16 protein-coding genes, 1 tRNA gene and 1 pseudogene are annotated in these 15,954 nt (G+C 60.0%); 8 read left to right on the plus strand and 10 right to left on the minus strand.

What is annotated here, in order from left to right; genetic code table 11:
• Positions 1-6: 6 nt before the first annotated feature.
• Together cobS and AB8B29_RS14575 are read right to left on the minus strand one after the other, a co-directional pair.
• Positions 7-996: a cobaltochelatase subunit CobS gene (gene cobS / locus AB8B29_RS14570; protein WP_034511583.1), complete on the minus strand. Its 990-nt coding sequence runs from the start codon at positions 994-996 to the stop codon at positions 7-9.
• A gap of 309 nt (positions 997-1,305) precedes the next feature.
• Entirely contained in the window at positions 1,306-1,926 is a 621-nt protein-coding gene (locus AB8B29_RS14575) for a J domain-containing protein (protein WP_037196723.1), read from the minus strand.
• A 68-nt stretch (positions 1,927-1,994) separates the two neighbouring features.
• On the opposite strand from AB8B29_RS14575, the pseudogene AB8B29_RS14580 reads away from it, so the two are divergent.
• A pseudogene (locus AB8B29_RS14580) lies at positions 1,995-2,320 on the plus strand (BolA family protein).
• Between the two features lie 18 nt (positions 2,321-2,338).
• Here AB8B29_RS14580 and AB8B29_RS14585 read toward each other — a convergent pair.
• From AB8B29_RS14585 to AB8B29_RS14595, 3 genes are read right to left on the minus strand one after another with little or no spacing between them, the layout of a single operon-like run.
• A complete protein-coding gene (locus tag AB8B29_RS14585) occupies positions 2,339-3,649 on the minus strand; it encodes an HlyC/CorC family transporter (RefSeq protein WP_037196725.1) in 1,311 nt (436 codons plus the stop codon).
• The gene (gene aroB, locus AB8B29_RS14590; protein ID WP_037196726.1) at positions 3,649-4,779 is read right to left on the minus strand and encodes a 3-dehydroquinate synthase; all 1,131 of its coding nucleotides are present in this window, start codon (positions 4,777-4,779) and stop codon (positions 3,649-3,651) included. Before aroB ends, AB8B29_RS14585 begins: the two co-directional genes overlap by 1 nt.
• Positions 4,776-5,369 (minus strand): shikimate kinase, encoded by a 594-nt coding sequence (locus AB8B29_RS14595; protein ID WP_037196920.1) that lies wholly within the window; start codon positions 5,367-5,369, stop codon positions 4,776-4,778. The genes aroB and AB8B29_RS14595 overlap by 4 nt, the downstream gene beginning before the upstream one ends.
• A gap of 158 nt (positions 5,370-5,527) precedes the next feature.
• Between AB8B29_RS14595 and AB8B29_RS14600 the strand changes: the two genes are divergently transcribed.
• The 5 genes from AB8B29_RS14600 to AB8B29_RS14620 all read left to right on the plus strand — a co-directional run bounded on the left by AB8B29_RS14600 (position 5,528) and on the right by AB8B29_RS14620 (position 9,429).
• Positions 5,528-5,695: a hypothetical protein gene (locus AB8B29_RS14600; protein ID WP_047637890.1), complete on the plus strand. Its 168-nt coding sequence runs from the start codon at positions 5,528-5,530 to the stop codon at positions 5,693-5,695.
• Between the two features lie 14 nt (positions 5,696-5,709).
• Complete coding sequence (gene xerD / locus AB8B29_RS14605; RefSeq protein WP_047637965.1) at positions 5,710-6,666, plus strand: site-specific tyrosine recombinase XerD; 957 nt, start codon at positions 5,710-5,712, stop codon at positions 6,664-6,666.
• Between the two features lie 63 nt (positions 6,667-6,729).
• Positions 6,730-7,683 carry an acetyl-CoA carboxylase carboxyltransferase subunit alpha gene (locus AB8B29_RS14610; RefSeq protein WP_037196727.1) on the plus strand — a complete coding sequence of 318 codons (954 nt, stop codon included), beginning with the start codon at positions 6,730-6,732 and terminating at the stop codon, positions 7,681-7,683.
• A 230-nt stretch (positions 7,684-7,913) separates the two neighbouring features.
• Positions 7,914-9,203, plus strand: coding sequence for a L,D-transpeptidase family protein (locus AB8B29_RS14615; protein ID WP_037196923.1), 1,290 nt, complete (start codon positions 7,914-7,916; stop codon positions 9,201-9,203).
• On the plus strand, positions 9,196-9,429 hold the full coding sequence (locus AB8B29_RS14620) for a sulfurtransferase TusA family protein (protein ID WP_047637888.1): 234 nt from the start codon (positions 9,196-9,198) through the stop codon (positions 9,427-9,429). Before AB8B29_RS14615 ends, AB8B29_RS14620 begins: the two co-directional genes overlap by 8 nt.
• A 290-nt stretch (positions 9,430-9,719) precedes the next feature.
• On the opposite strand, the gene AB8B29_RS14625 is transcribed toward AB8B29_RS14620, so the two are convergent.
• Positions 9,720-10,892: a CobW family GTP-binding protein gene (locus AB8B29_RS14625; protein ID WP_037196729.1), complete on the minus strand. Its 1,173-nt coding sequence runs from the start codon at positions 10,890-10,892 to the stop codon at positions 9,720-9,722.
• 15 nt (positions 10,893-10,907) lie between these two features.
• Positions 10,908-12,077: a D-alanyl-D-alanine carboxypeptidase family protein gene (locus AB8B29_RS14630; RefSeq protein WP_113118694.1), complete on the minus strand. Its 1,170-nt coding sequence runs from the start codon at positions 12,075-12,077 to the stop codon at positions 10,908-10,910.
• Between the two features lie 229 nt (positions 12,078-12,306).
• Between AB8B29_RS14630 and AB8B29_RS14635 the strand changes: the two genes are divergently transcribed.
• On the plus strand, positions 12,307-13,467 hold the full coding sequence (locus AB8B29_RS14635; protein WP_113118695.1) for a M20 aminoacylase family protein: 1,161 nt from the start codon (positions 12,307-12,309) through the stop codon (positions 13,465-13,467).
• 119 nt (positions 13,468-13,586) lie between these two features.
• Positions 13,587-13,663: transfer RNA gene (locus AB8B29_RS14640), tRNA-Arg, on the plus strand.
• On the opposite strand, the gene AB8B29_RS14645 is transcribed toward AB8B29_RS14640, so the two are convergent.
• From AB8B29_RS14645 to AB8B29_RS14655, 3 genes are read right to left on the minus strand one after another with little or no spacing between them, the layout of a single operon-like run.
• Positions 13,664-14,782: a tyrosine-type recombinase/integrase gene (locus AB8B29_RS14645; protein WP_439006585.1), complete on the minus strand. Its 1,119-nt coding sequence runs from the start codon at positions 14,780-14,782 to the stop codon at positions 13,664-13,666.
• A complete protein-coding gene (locus AB8B29_RS14650) occupies positions 14,766-14,975 on the minus strand; it encodes a hypothetical protein (protein WP_439006586.1) in 210 nt (69 codons plus the stop codon). Before AB8B29_RS14650 ends, AB8B29_RS14645 begins: the two co-directional genes overlap by 17 nt.
• A gap of 3 nt (positions 14,976-14,978) precedes the next feature.
• Positions 14,979-15,626, minus strand: coding sequence for a hypothetical protein (locus tag AB8B29_RS14655; protein ID WP_439006587.1), 648 nt, complete (start codon positions 15,624-15,626; stop codon positions 14,979-14,981).
• Positions 15,627-15,954: the final 328 nt, after the last annotated feature.

Consider the following 15,954-nt stretch of genomic DNA (forward strand, 5'->3'; position numbering starts at 1 on the left):
TCTTCCCTAGGCTTCGAGCACGATGTTGGCAGCACTTTCCTTCAGCTCGATGCCGAAGGCGCGCTGATAATGCTCGGCGACCAACGGCCGCTCCAGCTCATCGCACTTGTTGAGGAAGGTGACACGGAAGGCAAAGGCGACATCGCCGAAGATCTCCGCATTCTCAGCCCAGGTGATAACGGTACGCGGGCTCATGACGGTCGACAGATCGCCGTTCATGAAGGCCGCACGCGTGAGGTCGGCGACGCGCACCATCTTGGAGACCGTGTCGCGGCCCTTGTCGGTGCGGAAGGACTTCACCTTCGCGAGCACGATGGCGACTTCGTTGTTGTGCGGCAGATAGTTCAGCGTCGTTACGATCGACCAGCGGTCCATCTGCGCCTGGTTGATCTGCTGCGTGCCGTGATAGAGGCCGGTCGTATCGCCGAGACCGATGGTGTTGGCGGTCGCGAACAGGCGGAAGGCCGGGTGAGGACGAATGACGCGGCTCTGGTCGAGCAGCGTCAGGCGGCCCGACGATTCCAGCACGCGCTGAATGACGAACATCACGTCCGGGCGGCCGGCATCATATTCGTCGAAGACGAGAGCGACGTTGTGCTGATAGGCCCAGGGCAGGATGCCGTCCTTGAATTCGGTGATCTGCAGCCCGTCCTTGACGACGATCGCGTCCTTGCCGACGAGATCGATACGGCTGACATGGCTGTCGAGGTTGATACGCACGCAAGGCCAGTTGAGACGCGCGGCAACCTGCTCGATGTGCGAGGATTTGCCGGTGCCGTGGTAGCCCGAGATCATCACGCGGCGGTTATGGGCGAAACCGGCGAGGATGGCGAGCGTGGTCTCACGGTCGAAGAGGTAGTCGGTATCCAGATCGGGCACATAGGCGCCGCCCTTGCTGTAGGCGGGAACGCGAATGTCGGAATCAATACCGAAAACGTCACGGACCGAAACGGTGGTGTCGGGAATCTCGGAAATATCAAGGTCAATCTTGCTCATCATGTCTCCAGGGCGGGTGGCTCTCACCCAGCCATATCAATCTCAGCCGCTTTATCCGAAACGCCGCAGCTTTATTGCTCGCATCCGTTCGGTCGGAACAGCGGCGATACTTCTCCGGGACTAAAGCAAAATCTCGGCACGATGAAATGATCGTTTGCGAGCATCCTTGAACAGAGTCCCGGACAAGAAACGCCGCGTCCGGAAAGTTGGCCGAGGTGCAGCCAGCCAAATGCGCACCCTGCCGCGGTTGCCCACGGCTTCAGCCGATTTGGACCATACCTGATTGAAGGCGGAGAGCAAGGACAGGAATTAACAAAAACCGTTCTGTTTCAATAATTGATAGGCCTGTATGACCGCGCGGAAACGCTCCTCGGAGCCACGGTCGCCGCCATTGGCATCCGGGTGGTGCATTTTCACCAGCTCCTTGTACCGGCGCTTGATGTCCGGCGCAGAGGCATTGGCGCCGAGCCCCATCGTATCGAATGCTTTCGCCTCCAGCGTTTTCAGCTTGCGCTGCTCCGGAAAACGCGGACCGCTGCCGCGGCCATCGCCATCTTTGACGAAGCCAAAGGGATCACGAACCCGGGTATAGGCGCCAGAGCGGACTTCCGACTGCAGGGGACTGTGCTTCGCCGCCTTGTTGACGCCGACGGTCCAGGTCGGACGATGGCCGGTAACGGCTTCCTTCTGATAGCGCGCGATCTCCCCGTCCGAGAGGCCGGAGAAATAATTGTAGCCCTTATTGTATTCCTTGACATGCTCGAAGCAGAACAAAAAGAACTGCCCTTCCGCATTGCGCCCGACGGGTGCGCGATGCGTGCCGTGCTTGTCACAGCCGTCCCATTGGCACGTCGGCGGGCCCTGCTCGGGTTCCTGCGGGCGTTTGCGGCGGGTTCGAATGCGATCGAAGTATTTTGAATCAAGTCCCATAGTGCCCTAATTATGGGGCCTGGATTAGCCCACAACAAGAATTGACAAATGGGAATGTTGCAGGCTTTGTGGGAACCTTTTTCGCGAAGAAGGACGAAGCGGGAACATGGAAACGACACTGCAATCCCGCATTGAGAAGAAACTCAATGAAGCCTTCGCGCCAGAGCGCCTTGTCGTCATCAACGAAAGCCACCTGCACGCGGGCCACCAGCCCGACATGACCGGAACCGGCGAGACGCATATAAGAGTTCGCATCGTCTCCGCCAAGTTCGCGGGCATGCCGCGCCTCGCACGCCACAGGGCGATCAACGATCTTCTGAAGCCGGAATTGGATGCCGGATTGCACGCGCTTGCCGTGGAGCCGGCTGCACCCGGAGAGGCGGTGCGCTGGTAATCCCGCAGGAGATGGCTCTTATTCGGGCTTGTTCTCTTCCATCTCCGCGGGGCGAATGCGCAGCTTGGTGATGCGGTTTTTTTCCCGCTTCATGACGATGAAGCGTTTTCCGTAGAAGGTGAAGGCTTGCCGCTCTTCGGGAATGGTCATCGATTCATGGATGACCAGGCCGGCAATCGTCGTTGCTTCCTCGTCAGGCAGGTTCCAGTCAAGCGCGCGGTTGAGGTCGCGGATAGGCACGACGCCATCGACCACAATCGAGCCGTCGGCCTCCTGCCGCACACCCTGGATGTCGATATCGTGCTCGTCGGCGATATCGCCGACGATCTCCTCCAGAATATCCTCCAGCGTCACGATGCCCTGCACCTCGCCATATTCGTCGACGACGACAGCGAAATGCTGCTTGCGGCGCAGGAAGGCGTTGAGCTGATCCTCCAGATTGGTGCTGTCGGGCACGAACCAGGGCTTCTGTGCGATCTTGACGACATCGAGGTTCTCCGGCTCGACATTCCGCTCGGCCAGCGCCCTCAGCAGATCCTTGGCGTGAATGACGCCGATGATGTTGTCGATCGTGCCGCGCCAGAGCGGCATGCGCGTGTACGGGCTGTCGAGGATGGCGCGCACCACGACTTCGGACGGGTCGTCGGCATTGATGGCGCGCATCGCCGTGCGGTGCACCATGATATCGGAGAGTTCGAGTTCGCCGAGGTCGAGCACCCCGCCCAGGCGGTCGCGGTCGGCCTTGACCACCGACCCTTCCCGGTGCAGCAGATCCACCGCGCCGCGCAGCTCGTCATGCGCCGACAGCATCGAAACTTCCTTCGAGAGGTTGATGCCGAAAATGGCAAGGATCCATCGAACGATGGCATTGACGAAGCTCGATACCGGACCGACGACGGCGACGAAGAGCCGCACCGTGCCGGCGACATTGAGCGCAAAGCGATCCGGCGTCGAAATGGCCCAGCTTTTCGGCAGCACTTCGGCGAATATGACGAGGATGACAGTCATGGCGACCGTCGCGAGCGCCACGCCCGAGTTGCCGAACAGGCCGAGGAAGACGCTGGTCGCCAGCGACGACGACAGGATGTTGGCAAGATTGTTGCCGATGAGCAGCGCGCCGATGAGCCGGTCCCGGCGCTCGATCAGCCGACGCACGATCCCGGCGTCCTCGTCGCCGTTTGCCTCCAGCGTATGAATGCGGCTGCGCGAGACGGCGGTAAGCGCCGTTTCCGAACCGGAGAAGAAGGCCGACAGCAGCACAAGCACGAGGATCGAGATGATCTCGGGCCAATATTCGAACAGTACAGCCAGCGTGCCCTCGACCGTCATCAGGGATGCTTTTCCTTCAGGAAACTCAGGACTTCGGAGGACGGCACGTCGTCGGCGACAAAGGACTGGCCGATGCCATGGGTCAAAATGAACGTCAGCTTGCCGCTCTTGACCTTCTTGTCCTGTGCGATCGCATCCATCAGCGTTTCCGCCGGCGGCAGCTCGCCCGGGATATCGCCCATCCGGGTCGGCAGGCCCACGGCCTTCAGATGCGCTTCGACGCGTTTCGCATCGTCGGCGCTCGCTAGGTTGAGACGCGTGGAAAATTCGTGCGCCAGCACCATGCCGATCGCAACGCCTTCGCCATGCACCAGCCGACGGCTGTCGTAAGCGGTAGCTGCTTCCAGCGCGTGACCGAACGTATGACCGAGATTGAGTAGGGCGCGCGGCCCATTTTCGCGCTCGTCGGCAACAACGACATCGGATTTCGCCTGGCAACTCCTGGCGATCGCCTCGATGCGCGCCGCGCCGCCGGCAAAGACATCTTTCCAGCTGGCCTCGAGCCAGGCGAAGAAGTCGGGCTTGTCTATCAGGCCATATTTGGCGACTTCGGCATAGCCGGCGCGGAATTCACGCTCGCTCAGCGTATTCAGCACGTCGATATCGGCAAGCACGAGATCCGGCTGATGGAAGACGCCGATGAGGTTCTTGCCGTGATGGGTATTGATGCCGGTCTTGCCGCCGACGGAAGAATCCACCTGCGACAAAAGCGAGGTCGGAACCTGAACGAAGCGAACGCCGCGACGCACGATGCCGGCTGCAAAACCGGCGAGATCGCCGATGACTCCACCGCCAAGCGCAATCACGGCATCGTTGCGCTCGACACGCGCGGTCAGCACCGCGTCGCAGACCGTCATGAGATGTTCGAAGCTCTTGGTCTTCTCGCCGGCCGGCAACACGAGGCTGGATGCCTGGATGCCCTCAGCCTGCAGGCCCGCGACCAAGGCGTCGAGATAGAGCGGCGCGACGTTTTCGTCCGTGATGATGGCAGCCTTGCGGCCCTTCAGCCGTGCGGCGATCTCGCGCCCTGCTCGGGCGATCAGGCCGGGGCCGATCAGGATGTCATAGGCGCGCTCGCCGAGAGGCACGCGCACGAGGCGTTCTGCGGAAGCCGCCGTGATCGCATTCATGGTGTTTTGCTTTCTGCTTTCTTTCCCTCGGCAATGGCGGCAAGGACTTCCTTGACCATGGTCTCCTTGCCCACATCAAGGGACAGAACCGTGAGATCGGCTTCCGCATAGATCGGATAGCGCGCATTCATCAGGTCCTCGAGGGTCTGTTTTGGATTCTCGGTTTTGAGCAGGGGACGCGTGTCCCGCTTGTTGATCCGTTCCCAGAGCACGTCGAGATCGGCCTTCAGCCAGACGGAAAGACTGCCGCGTTTGACATGAAACCGCGTGCTCTCGTTGATGAAGGCGCCGCCGCCGGTCGAGACGACACGCGGCCCGCCCTTAAGAAGACGCTTGATCACGCGCGTTTCCAGCGCCCGGAACTCCTGTTCGCCATAGGCCGCAAAGAGCTCCGTGATCGTCATGCGCGATACGCGCTCGATCTCTGCATCGGTATCGACGAAGGGGATGCCGAGTTGCTGCGCGACCAGCCGGCCGATCGAGGACTTCCCCGCCCCCATCAATCCCACGAGGACAAGATTGCGCTGACCTAGCGCGGCGCGCGCCCTGTCTTTGAGGCTCTCTGCAAGGGTCAGGACTTGTTCACTCATCGGCCCATTCACAATTTCTTTGGAAACGGTATCGTCAAATGCGCCTGTAGCGTCAAGACGCCGCGGCGTAAACATGTCTGCAATATCCTTCAGCTAACGCTTGGTGGGTATAATTGTTACGTCGCCGGACCTATGACTGGGACGAGGAGAGTTTCCGAATGCCAACCCTGTTTCGCTTCCTTGTCATCTGCGCGGTCATCGGCGGATCGATATATGGGGCAATGTGGGCGCTCGTGCTCTTCGTCGATCCGCAGCCGCGCGAGGTGACGATCCGTATTCCGCCGGAGCGCATCAATCCACCGGCCACCGGTTCGTTGAAGCCATGAATGCGAGGGCTGGGGTGAGAGATCTGAGCCGAGCGCATCTGGAAGCCTTCCTGGAGATGATGAGCGCCGAACGCGGCGCCGCAGTCAACACGCTGCAATCCTATGAACGCGATCTCGAGGATCTCCACGGCTTCCTGTCCGAGCGCAGCGTCCGCCTGACCGAGGCGGGGCCGAACGATCTCGGCGCCTATCTCTCCGGCCTCTCGATCCAGGGCTTCAAGCCTTCGTCACAGGCGCGGCGGCTTTCCGCCATGCGCCAATTCTACAAATTCCTCTATGCGGAAGGCCTGCGCACGGACGACCCCACAGGCATCCTCGACGCGCCGAAAAAGGGCCGTCCCCTTCCGAAAACCATGGGCGTCGACCAGGTGACGCGTCTTCTGACCCAGGCAGAAGTGGAAGCGGCAGCCGAAGGCCCCGACCAGCTGCAGCGCCTGCGCATGCTTGTGCTGCTGGAACTGCTTTACGCCACCGGCATGCGCGTGAGCGAGCTCGTTACATTGCCGGCCAAGGTGCTGGACCACCAAGGGCGCTTCCTCATCATTCGCGGCAAGGGAAACAAGGAACGGCTGGTGCCGCTGTCGCAGTCGGCCATATCAGCGCTGAAGGCCTATGGAAGGCTGCAGGCCGACCTGGCGGCGAATGCCAAGCAGCCTGCGCCTGAAAGCCCGTGGCTCTTTCCCGCGGCGTCCAGGCAGGGCTACTTGCCGCGCCAGGTCTTTGCGCGCGATCTGAAGGATCTCGCCATTCGCGCCGGGCTGACGCCCTCGATGATCTCGCCGCACGTCATGCGCCATGCCTTTGCAAGCCACCTCCTCGCCAACGGCGCGGACCTGCGCGTGGTGCAGGAACTTCTCGGCCATTCGGACATTTCGACCACGCAAATCTATACGCATGTGTTGGAAGAACGCCTTCATCAGCTCGTGCAAACGCATCACCCCCTTGCCAAACAGGCCAAAAAACAGGAATAGGACCGGCACAAGGGTTAAACCTGCCGTCGCTCGTCACGCGCAAAAGGATCGGAAACGCACCTCATGCACAATTATCTGGACTTCGAAAAGCCCATCTCGGATCTCGAAGGCAAGATTCACGAGCTCAAGAAACTGGCGAGCGAAGACGAGAGCATCGACACGTCAGACGAAGTGGGCCGGCTTGAAATCCGAGTCCGCGAGGCGATGGCCGACATTTATTCCAAGCTCAATGCCTGGCAGAAGACGCAGGTCGCCCGTCATCCGCAGCGTCCGCATTTTGTCGACTATGCCGAGGCACTCTTCACGGAATTCACGCCGCTGGCCGGCGACCGCAAATTCTCCGAGGATGCCGCCATCCAGGCGGGCTTCGCCCGCTTTCGCGGCCAGCCGATCGCCATCATCGGCCAGGAAAAGGGCAACGACACCAAGAGCCGCCTGAAGCACAATTTCGGCAGTGCCCGTCCCGAAGGCTACCGCAAGGCGATCCGCATCCTTGAAATGGCCGACCGTTTCCAGCTGCCGGTCATCACCCTGGTCGATACCGCAGGCGCCTATCCCGGCGTCGGAGCGGAAGAGCGCGGCCAGGCCGAGGCGATCGCCCGCTCCACCGAAATGTGTCTTGGCGTCAAAGTGCCGATCATCTCCGTCGTCATCGGCGAAGGCGGCTCAGGCGGCGCCATCGCGATCGCCACCGGCAACCGCGTCTATATGCTCGAGCATTCGATCTACAGCGTGATTTCGCCCGAAGGTGCGGCCTCGATCCTCTGGCGCGATTCCACCCGCGCCAAGGAAGCCGCCACCAACATGAAAATCACCGCCGAAGACCTGAAAAGCCTCGGCGTGATCGACGGCATCATTCCCGAGCCGCTCGGCGGCGCGCATCGCGATCCGCAGACGGTGATCGCCGCTGCGGGAGACGTGATTTCCAACGCGCTTGGCGAACTTTCCAGCCGTTCGGGCGAGCAGCTGCGCAGCGACCGCCGCCAGAAATTCCTCAACATCGGTCGCAATCTCTAAAGCGCATTCTGAAAACGTGATCGCGAAAAACGGGAATGAGGCCAAATCTTGGCCACATTCCTGTTATCGAAGCTTTTATGGCAAAGAAAAGCTTGCGGCGCTTCGCGGGCGCGTCATAGGCTGGTAAGGAATTTTCAAGTATAAGCCATCTATGATTCCGTTTCATGCTTCGAAGGGGAGCGGCGAAACAGATCGAGCTGCCGCTCTTCGCATTTATGGGCCAAGTCAGAATGCGCATTCGTCACCTTGCTTACATCTTCCTAATGACGCTGGCACTCGCCGGCTGCAACGACGCGTTGGATACCGCGTCGATCGACCTGTCGAAGGTGACGAACAAGGTCGAACAGCCGCTACCCAGCCATATCCTTGCCGACATGGCGAAAAAGGGCATGGACCGCAATTCGCCGATCATGATCCGCATCTTCAAGGAAGAAGGCGCGATGGAGATCCTGAAGGCGAACCAGAACAATCGTTTCGAAGTGATCGCCGCTTACAATATCTGCGCCTGGTCCGGCCGCCTGGGCCCGAAGGTCAAGGAAGGCGACCGGCAAGCGCCGGAAGGCTTCTACATGCTGACGCCGGCCAATCTCAATCCGAATTCGAAATACTATCTCGCCATCAATACCGGTTTTCCGAACCGTTATGACGCAGCCAATGGCCGCACCGGCGCCAATCTGATGATCCATGGCGCCTGCTCGTCGTCGGGCTGCTATTCGATGACCGATCAGCAGGTGCTGGAAATCTATGCCTTCGCGCGCGACGCCTTCAAGGGCGGCCAGAAGGCCATTCAGCTCGAGGCTTTCCCCTTCCGCATGACGGCGGAAAACATGTGGAAGCACCGGCTCAGCCCCAATATCGAATTCTGGAAGATGCTGAAGGTCGGCTACGACAACTTCGAAGTCACCAAGCGGCCGCCGGAAGTGGAAGTCTGCGAGAAGAAATACGTCTTCAACCAGCAGGCCAGCGGCCCGTTCAATGCCGGCGGCAAATGCCCCGTGATGACGACGCCGCCTGCCTTGCAGATGGCGCTTGCCACCTACGACAAGCAATATCAGGCCGATTATGCTGCGGCCACGAAGAAATATAGCGACATGGCCTGGTATGACCCGACCGAAGCCGAGCGCAAGGCCGTCGTCGCCAAGCAGCGCAAGGGCCACGATCTTGCCTATGCTCCCACAGGCACCGCGCTTGCCGCCGGCAAGATGATGAAGGTCGCCGATCTCGAGTCGATGATGTCCAATCAATCGGCGCAGCAGATCGCACGCGGCGGCACCGTCGCCAGCCCGACGACGACGGCAAGCATCCGCCTGGCGACATCAGCTCCCGATGCGGCGGCACAACAGACCGGCGGTCCGCTGGTTGCGGCCAACATTCCGGCGAATGTCCCGATCCCGATGGCCAATCCGATGAGCCCGGTCGTCTATCCGTTGGCCTACGCGCAAAATCCGGCTGTCGAAACCGCACAGACCGAGCCGGCAAAGAAGCCGCCGTTCTGGAAGTTCTGGGCGAAGAGTGAATAGTTTCGACGCCGAGATCTACGATCTGCGCGGACTGAAGTGCCCCTATCCGGCGATCAAGACGGAAAAGCGCCTGCGCGGCATGCCGAGCGGCGCCACATTGACGGTCGAAACGACCGATCCCCTCGCCGTCATAGACATTCCGCATCTCTGCAACGAAAAGGGCCATGCCCTGCTGGCGAGCGAGAAGACGGAAAGCGGCCATCGCTTCGTCATCCGCAAGGGGTGATCCGTTGTCGCCGCTGGACCATCCTCGCGGTGCGAGGATGGCTTCGCTCTCGCCTCACCATGAGGATGAGGGTCGTTCGTCCGTGTTTTGGTGACGACGAATTTCGCAACAACGCGAGTGGATCAGCCTCGCCCTGAGGTGGCCCGCAGGGCCCTCGAAGGGCGAGGCAGGTTGCTTGGCACCTAGAGCGGCTGCGCGTTTCACGGAATCGGAATCGCTTAACCGCTCTATGTTATTGTTTTTACGCAATTCCGGATGGAAAACCGCTGCACGCTTTTCCTGGAATTGCTCTAGAACCTCATCCCCGGCACCGCCAGCGGATTGTCCTGAAGTGCGGCCCGATCAGGCATATCGACCTGCGGCTTGCTGAGAAACGCATCGAACAGGCCCTTCACGAAATCCTGCGGCAGATCCTTGGTGATGATCACCATGCGCGTCCGCCGGTCCTGAGGATCGGGCCAGGCAGGCAGGCGCACCGGCGGATGGAAGATATTCTGCACGCCATGCAGCACGACCGGACGCTCCGGCCGGTCGGACACGGCAACGATCGCCTTCATGCGCAGCAGCTTTTCGCCATGCGCCGAACGCAAAAGATCGATGAACATGTCCAGCGCCATCGGATCGATAGGTTGGGTCTCAACGATCGAGAACGACCGGATCGATCCGTCATGGCGGTTCACGTCATGGGCGTGCTGATGCCGATGGCCATGATGGTGGTGGCCGTGCTCACCGTGATGATGGTGGTGATGATCGTGGTCGTCGTGGTGATGGTGGTTATCGTCGGCCTCCAGCTCGTCATGCAGCCAGCGGCCGACATCGGCGATCTTCGACGCCGGGTCGTAGAGACCGTTGATGAGAATGGCGGCGCGTCCGGCCTCGTCGCTGTCGGCGTTCAGGATCTGCGCGCGCGGATTGAGCGCCCTCAGCCGGCCTTCCAGCAGGTTTTCGGGTGTTGCGCCGGCAATCCCGGTCTTCGAGACGATCAGGCGGTCGGCGACCGCCACCTGCTTGCGCGCCTCTTCATGGTTGTCGAGCGTCTGCAGCCCGTTGACAGCATCGACGACGGTAATGACACCATCGAGATCGAAATTGGCCGCGATGATCGGATTGCCCATGATCGACTGCATGACAGGAGCGGGATCGGCAAGACCTGTTGTTTCGATGACGACACGCTTCAGCGGCCGGATACGGCCGGTCTGCATGGCGTCCATGAGGTTCGCGAGCGTATCCACCAGCTCACCGCGCACCGTGCAGCACAGGCAGCCGTCGGACAGCTCGATGATGGAATCGCCGGAGCTCTCGACGAGCAGATGGTCGATGCCGACATCGCCGAACTCGTTGATGATGACCGCCGCATCGCGCATGTCCTCATCCTTGAGGATGCGGTTGAGCAGGGTCGATTTACCCGCCCCGAGAAAGCCGGTCAGGATCGCGACCGGCACTCTTTGCTGCGAAACGCTCATGGTTCCAATCCGATATCAGAAATTGGGACGCGGCATCGGGATCGGCACATTGTCCGCCGCCCGGCCGGAGATGGCAATCTTGTCGCCCTTGATGGCTTTGTCGCCCTTGGCGGTGGCATCGTCCTTGTCGCCCTTGCTGGCGGTCATGACGTCCTGGCCGCCGATCAGACCTGCATAGATGAAATTCGGCTCGTGATCCATTTCATGGATATAGGGCGACTGTACCTTGGTGCGGCCGAACGGATCGCGCGTTTCGCTGCGCGCCTGCGCGCCCTTGGCGCTGCAGATATCGGCGGTAACATCGGCGACCTCGGCCGACTGAGGCGTGTCGGGCCGCAGGCTTGCCAGCGTCTCCTTGCCGGAAAGCTGATTCTGGAAACCCTTCTCCAGAAAATTGGCGGAATCGTCGGCGCGCGCCGCCAGGCTGTCGGTGCCGAGCACGACTGAGATCAGCGTGCGGCCGTTGCGGGTCGCCGATGCGATCTGGTTGAAACCGGCAGCACAGATGAAGCCGGTCTTCATGCCGTCGGCGCCATCGAAGCGGCCGATGAGCATGTTGATGTTCGGCACCTGCTTCACGCCGTTGGTAAAGCCTTCCAGCGCGAAATAACCGGCATATTGCGGAAACTCGCGGCGCAGCGCGACGCTGAGAACGGCAAGGTCACGCGCCGTCGTATATTGCCCCTTGCCCGGAAGGCCGTTCGGATTGATGAAATGCGTGTCACGCATGCCAAGGCGGGCTGCCTCCGCGTTCATCCGCGCCACGAAGGCCTGCTGCGAGCCGCCCACGGTCTCGCTGACCGCCATGGCAAGATCGTTTGCCGATTTGACGAGCATCATCTTCAAGGCATTGTCGAGCGTCATCTTCTGCCCGGGCTTGAAATACATCTTCGCCGGCGGCTGCGCGGCGGCGAGCTTCGACATGACGACGGGCGTATCGAGATTGATCTGGCCGGACTGGATGGCGCGGAAGGTGACGTAACTGGTCATCAGCTTGGTCAGTGACGCGGGATACCAGCGGCGGAACGCCTCCTGCTGGTCAAGCACGCGCCCGGTGCTGACATCGACGAGAATATGCGGGTTGGCTCCGGCCGTTTGCGCGGTCGACAGGAAAAGCATGGATGCGGCTGCGGCCACGGGAACGAGCCGCAGGGCGGCATACAAACGATTCTGCTTCGTCGGCACGATCTATCCTTCAGAGGTCCGGAATTTTCTCGAAAGCTTCGTCTATTTAACCTATATGGCTAGGAGAAGGCAAAGGCGATTGACGACTTTATTTCCCCGTAGGCGAGACGCTTTGGCATCACGACCTTTTGATCGTGCGTGATATTGGAAGATGCGCTGCACCGGCCATGGCTATGCGACGAACCGATGAGTTGAACCAGAACAGATATTGAGCAGCAGGAACATCAGCATGCCGATCTTGAACAGAGCCGCAGAACTTCAGGGCGAAGTGACCGAATGGCGCCGCTATATCCACACGCGGCCGGAGCTTCTCTATGCGGTTGAAAATACCGCCGCTTTCGTGGCTGAAAAACTACGCTCCTTCGGCGTCGACGAAGTGGTGACCGGCATCGGCCGCACCGGCGTCGTCGGCCTGATCCGCGGCAAGGGCGAAGGACGCACGGTTGGCCTGCGCGCCGATATGGACGCGCTGCCGCTCACCGAGATCACCGGCAAGCCCTGGGCTTCCGAAACACCGGGCAAGATGCATGCCTGCGGCCATGACGGCCACACCGCCATGCTTTTGGGTGCCGCGAAATATCTCGCCGAGACCCGCAACTTCAACGGCAATATCGCCGTCATCTTCCAGCCGGCCGAAGAAGGCGGCGCCGGCGGCGACGCCATGGTCAAGGATGGTATGATGGAGCGTTTCCAGATCGCCGAAGTCTACGGCATGCACAACCTGCCGGGCCTGCCCGTCGGCCACTTCGCCATTCGCAAGGGACCGATCATGGCGGCAACCGACGAATTCACCGTTTCCATCAAGGGCGTCGGCGGCCATGCCGCCATGCCGCACAAGACGATCGATCCGATCGCCATCGGCGCGCAGATCGTCTCCAACCTGCAGCTCATCGCCTCGCGCAGCGCCAATCCGCTGAAGTCGGTCGTCGTCTCCGTCACCACCTTCAATGCCGGCAATGCGCACAACGTCATCCCGAGCGAGGCGAGCTTTGGCGGCACGGTGCGCACGCTCGATCACGAGATGCGCGATCTCGCCGAACAGCGCTTCAAGCAGGTCGTCTCCGGCATCGCCGCCAGCCACGGCGCGGAGGTGGCGATCGAGTTCCACCGCAATTATCCCGTCACCTTCAACCATGCCGAAGAGACCGACCACGCCATCGCCATCGCCGAGGAAATCGCCGGCGCGGGCAATGTCGTCCCCGACATCGACCCAATGATGGCCGGCGAGGATTTCTCCTACATGCTGCTCGCCCGCCCCGGCGCCTTCATCTTCGTCGGCAACGGCGATTCGGCCGGCCTCCACAACCCGGCCTACGACTTCAACGACGAAGCCATCGCCCACGGCATTTCCTACTGGGTGCGGCTCGCCGAACAGCGCCTCAACGCCTGAGACACATCAACCATTTCCCGTGCGCCTACCCGGGCGCGCGGCACAGCAAAAGCGAATTGTCCCGAGGACGTAAAAGGGCTTGGCTTCGGGCCTTTGCTTTTGTATGGATCATCTCAAGTGGTCTCGTAGCTCAGCAGGATAGAGCACCAGATTCCTAATCTGGGGGTCACGCGTTCGAATCGCGTCGAGATCACCACTATTTTTCTTCATTTGATCCCTCCCGTTTTGCAGGGCGTTTTGCAAAGTCTGTTTCCAAGACGTTCTCGAACTTTGCGATAGCGTTATCGGCCATGGTGCTTGTCCGGGCCAAATACTTGTCCAGAATGTCTTGCGCTCGCCGCAGCGAATGCCCCGTCACAGAGACGATTTCCCCGAGATTGCATTCTGCTTGAAACAGCATGGTCACCGTAGTGCCGCGCAGATCGTGGAAATGCAGGCCAATGTTTTCGATGCCTTCGATCGATACATTGTTCAGTCCGGCCTCTTTCGTCGTGGTTTCCCACTGGTCAGCCAGATAGCGCTTCTGGAAGGCTCGTCCGGTCTTTGTAGTCAGGATGAGTGGAGAACGTTTCTGTAGGCCGTCCAGCGTCGCTTTGAGAGCCTTCGTGCACTTGATCTTGATGAGACGGCCCTGCTTCTGCCCGCGGCGGGCTTTGCTCTGCCGCAGCGAGATATGGGTGCCGTCGTAGGCGCTCCATGGAAGCGTACGAATGTCGCCTTGCCGTTGGCCGGTATGCAACGCCAGAACCATCGCAAGCTGCATCTCTGATGAGGCAACCGCCATGAAAGCCTCGACATGTTCCGGCAACCAGATGATTTCGGAGCGGTCGCCTTGGTAGGCGCGCTCGAAGCCATCGAGAACGTTGACCTTGAGGTCGCCGTCTTTTGCGGCCCACGACAAGACGCGCGCCAGCACCGTCACCCGATTATCAGCCTCGCGGGGCTTGTCGGCGGAGAATTGATCATGCCACTTAAGCACGTCGCGCCGAAACTCTTTGTCTTCGAGTGCAACAAGTGGGCATGTCCCAAAGCTTTGTTCCCAAAACTTGAAGATGCGGCGGTACTCAGAGTGGGTGGAAGCCGCCAGTTTCCGCCACTGCTTCGTCTCTTCAAACTCCCGCATCAAACCTGCGAGTGTCCCCCTATCACGCTTGCGATATTTTTCGATCGCCGTTGCGATACAGGCGAGAAACTCGGGCGAGCCGGGTTCGCCATGAAGGCGTTGGCCGGTCGCACGATGATAGTAATACATTTTGATTTCGCCGTTCGCCAAAACGCGACGAACCGGATTGATGCCCTCAAGACTTATGCGCATTTGCTGATTTCCATGCCTTGTAGGCTGAGATCGTTTCCCCGGTACCGAGATCGGCAGCGATGATGCGGGCCGAGGTCGCGGGAACAATTGTGATCTTAAGCCCTTCGATTTCGATACGGCCGACAGCCATGCCGGTAGCTTTTGCCGCTTCAATAGCGCGAGTGATCTGTGCTTTTGTCGGGACCTTGGCCATCTGCTATCCTTTGAGCGGGTGGCAGTCCCCGCCTGGACGGGAGAAAGAGCGCAACAGGTTCAATGCATAATCCGAAGCCACGCCGCGCAAATGCTCATTGCTCAGAAACAGATTGGCCTTGCGTTGGATATCTCCCAACGAAGCGCACGGGTGCGAAGCCAGCACCAAAAGCGCCTTTTCTTCCGCGTCCGCTTCAGTCGTATCGGTAGGAACAGCGCCACCCTCTTCGGTATCGATCCATGCGGCGTGCGCGACCTTCCACGCGGCAATGCAATCTTCCAAACCGGACGCGTTATAGACTTTAGCGGCGGCGCGCATTTCGTAAGAGAGTTGCAGGAGCTCCTCGGAAAGCTCGGTTGCGATACGGTCGGCGCGGATTGCACGCTCCACCATGTCGGTCGTCATGAAATCTATATGTCTGCGTTCGCGGGCATCGATCTGGTAATAGTCGTCTGCCCAAACCGCCTTGATATGATCGCTTGCCTTGCGTCCCGGAAAAAGGACGTCAACGATATGGCTTGTCGCAATTTCGGCAGCGCAAAGCGTATCCTGCGTATCCCCGGTCAGGCAGTCTAGGCGGGTGGCAAGTTTGGAAAGTCGGTCGAGAGTAGTTGCATGATCGATGTTTTCTGTAGTACGCTTCAATTGCATAAGCGACCTTTCCTAGGTTAAGAAAAGTCGGCGCGGTTTCTCAGGCCAGTACGCCGACTTTTTCATTTTTGAGATGGTGATTGGGTAGCGCGCGCGTCCAAAGCAAAGCGCGAAGTTCTGCCGCCCTTGGTCCGTTTCGTTTGCCGCGTAAGGCATCAGTTGCCCATACCCGACACACTCCATTTTCGATACACCACTTGCTCAGGGATGTTCCCTGATAGATAAAGCCCGAACGCACTTGCGCGAGAAGGCTTGCGCCTGGTGTCAATTGGGCTTTTTCTGTTGTCACTGACTTCATGTTGAAGTCTATGACTACATAACCTATGAA

Origin of the sequence: Rhizobium sp. 11_C7_N12_5 (assembly GCF_051811145.1) — a bacterium.
GTDB lineage: Bacteria > Pseudomonadota > Alphaproteobacteria > Rhizobiales > Rhizobiaceae > Rhizobium > Rhizobium lusitanum.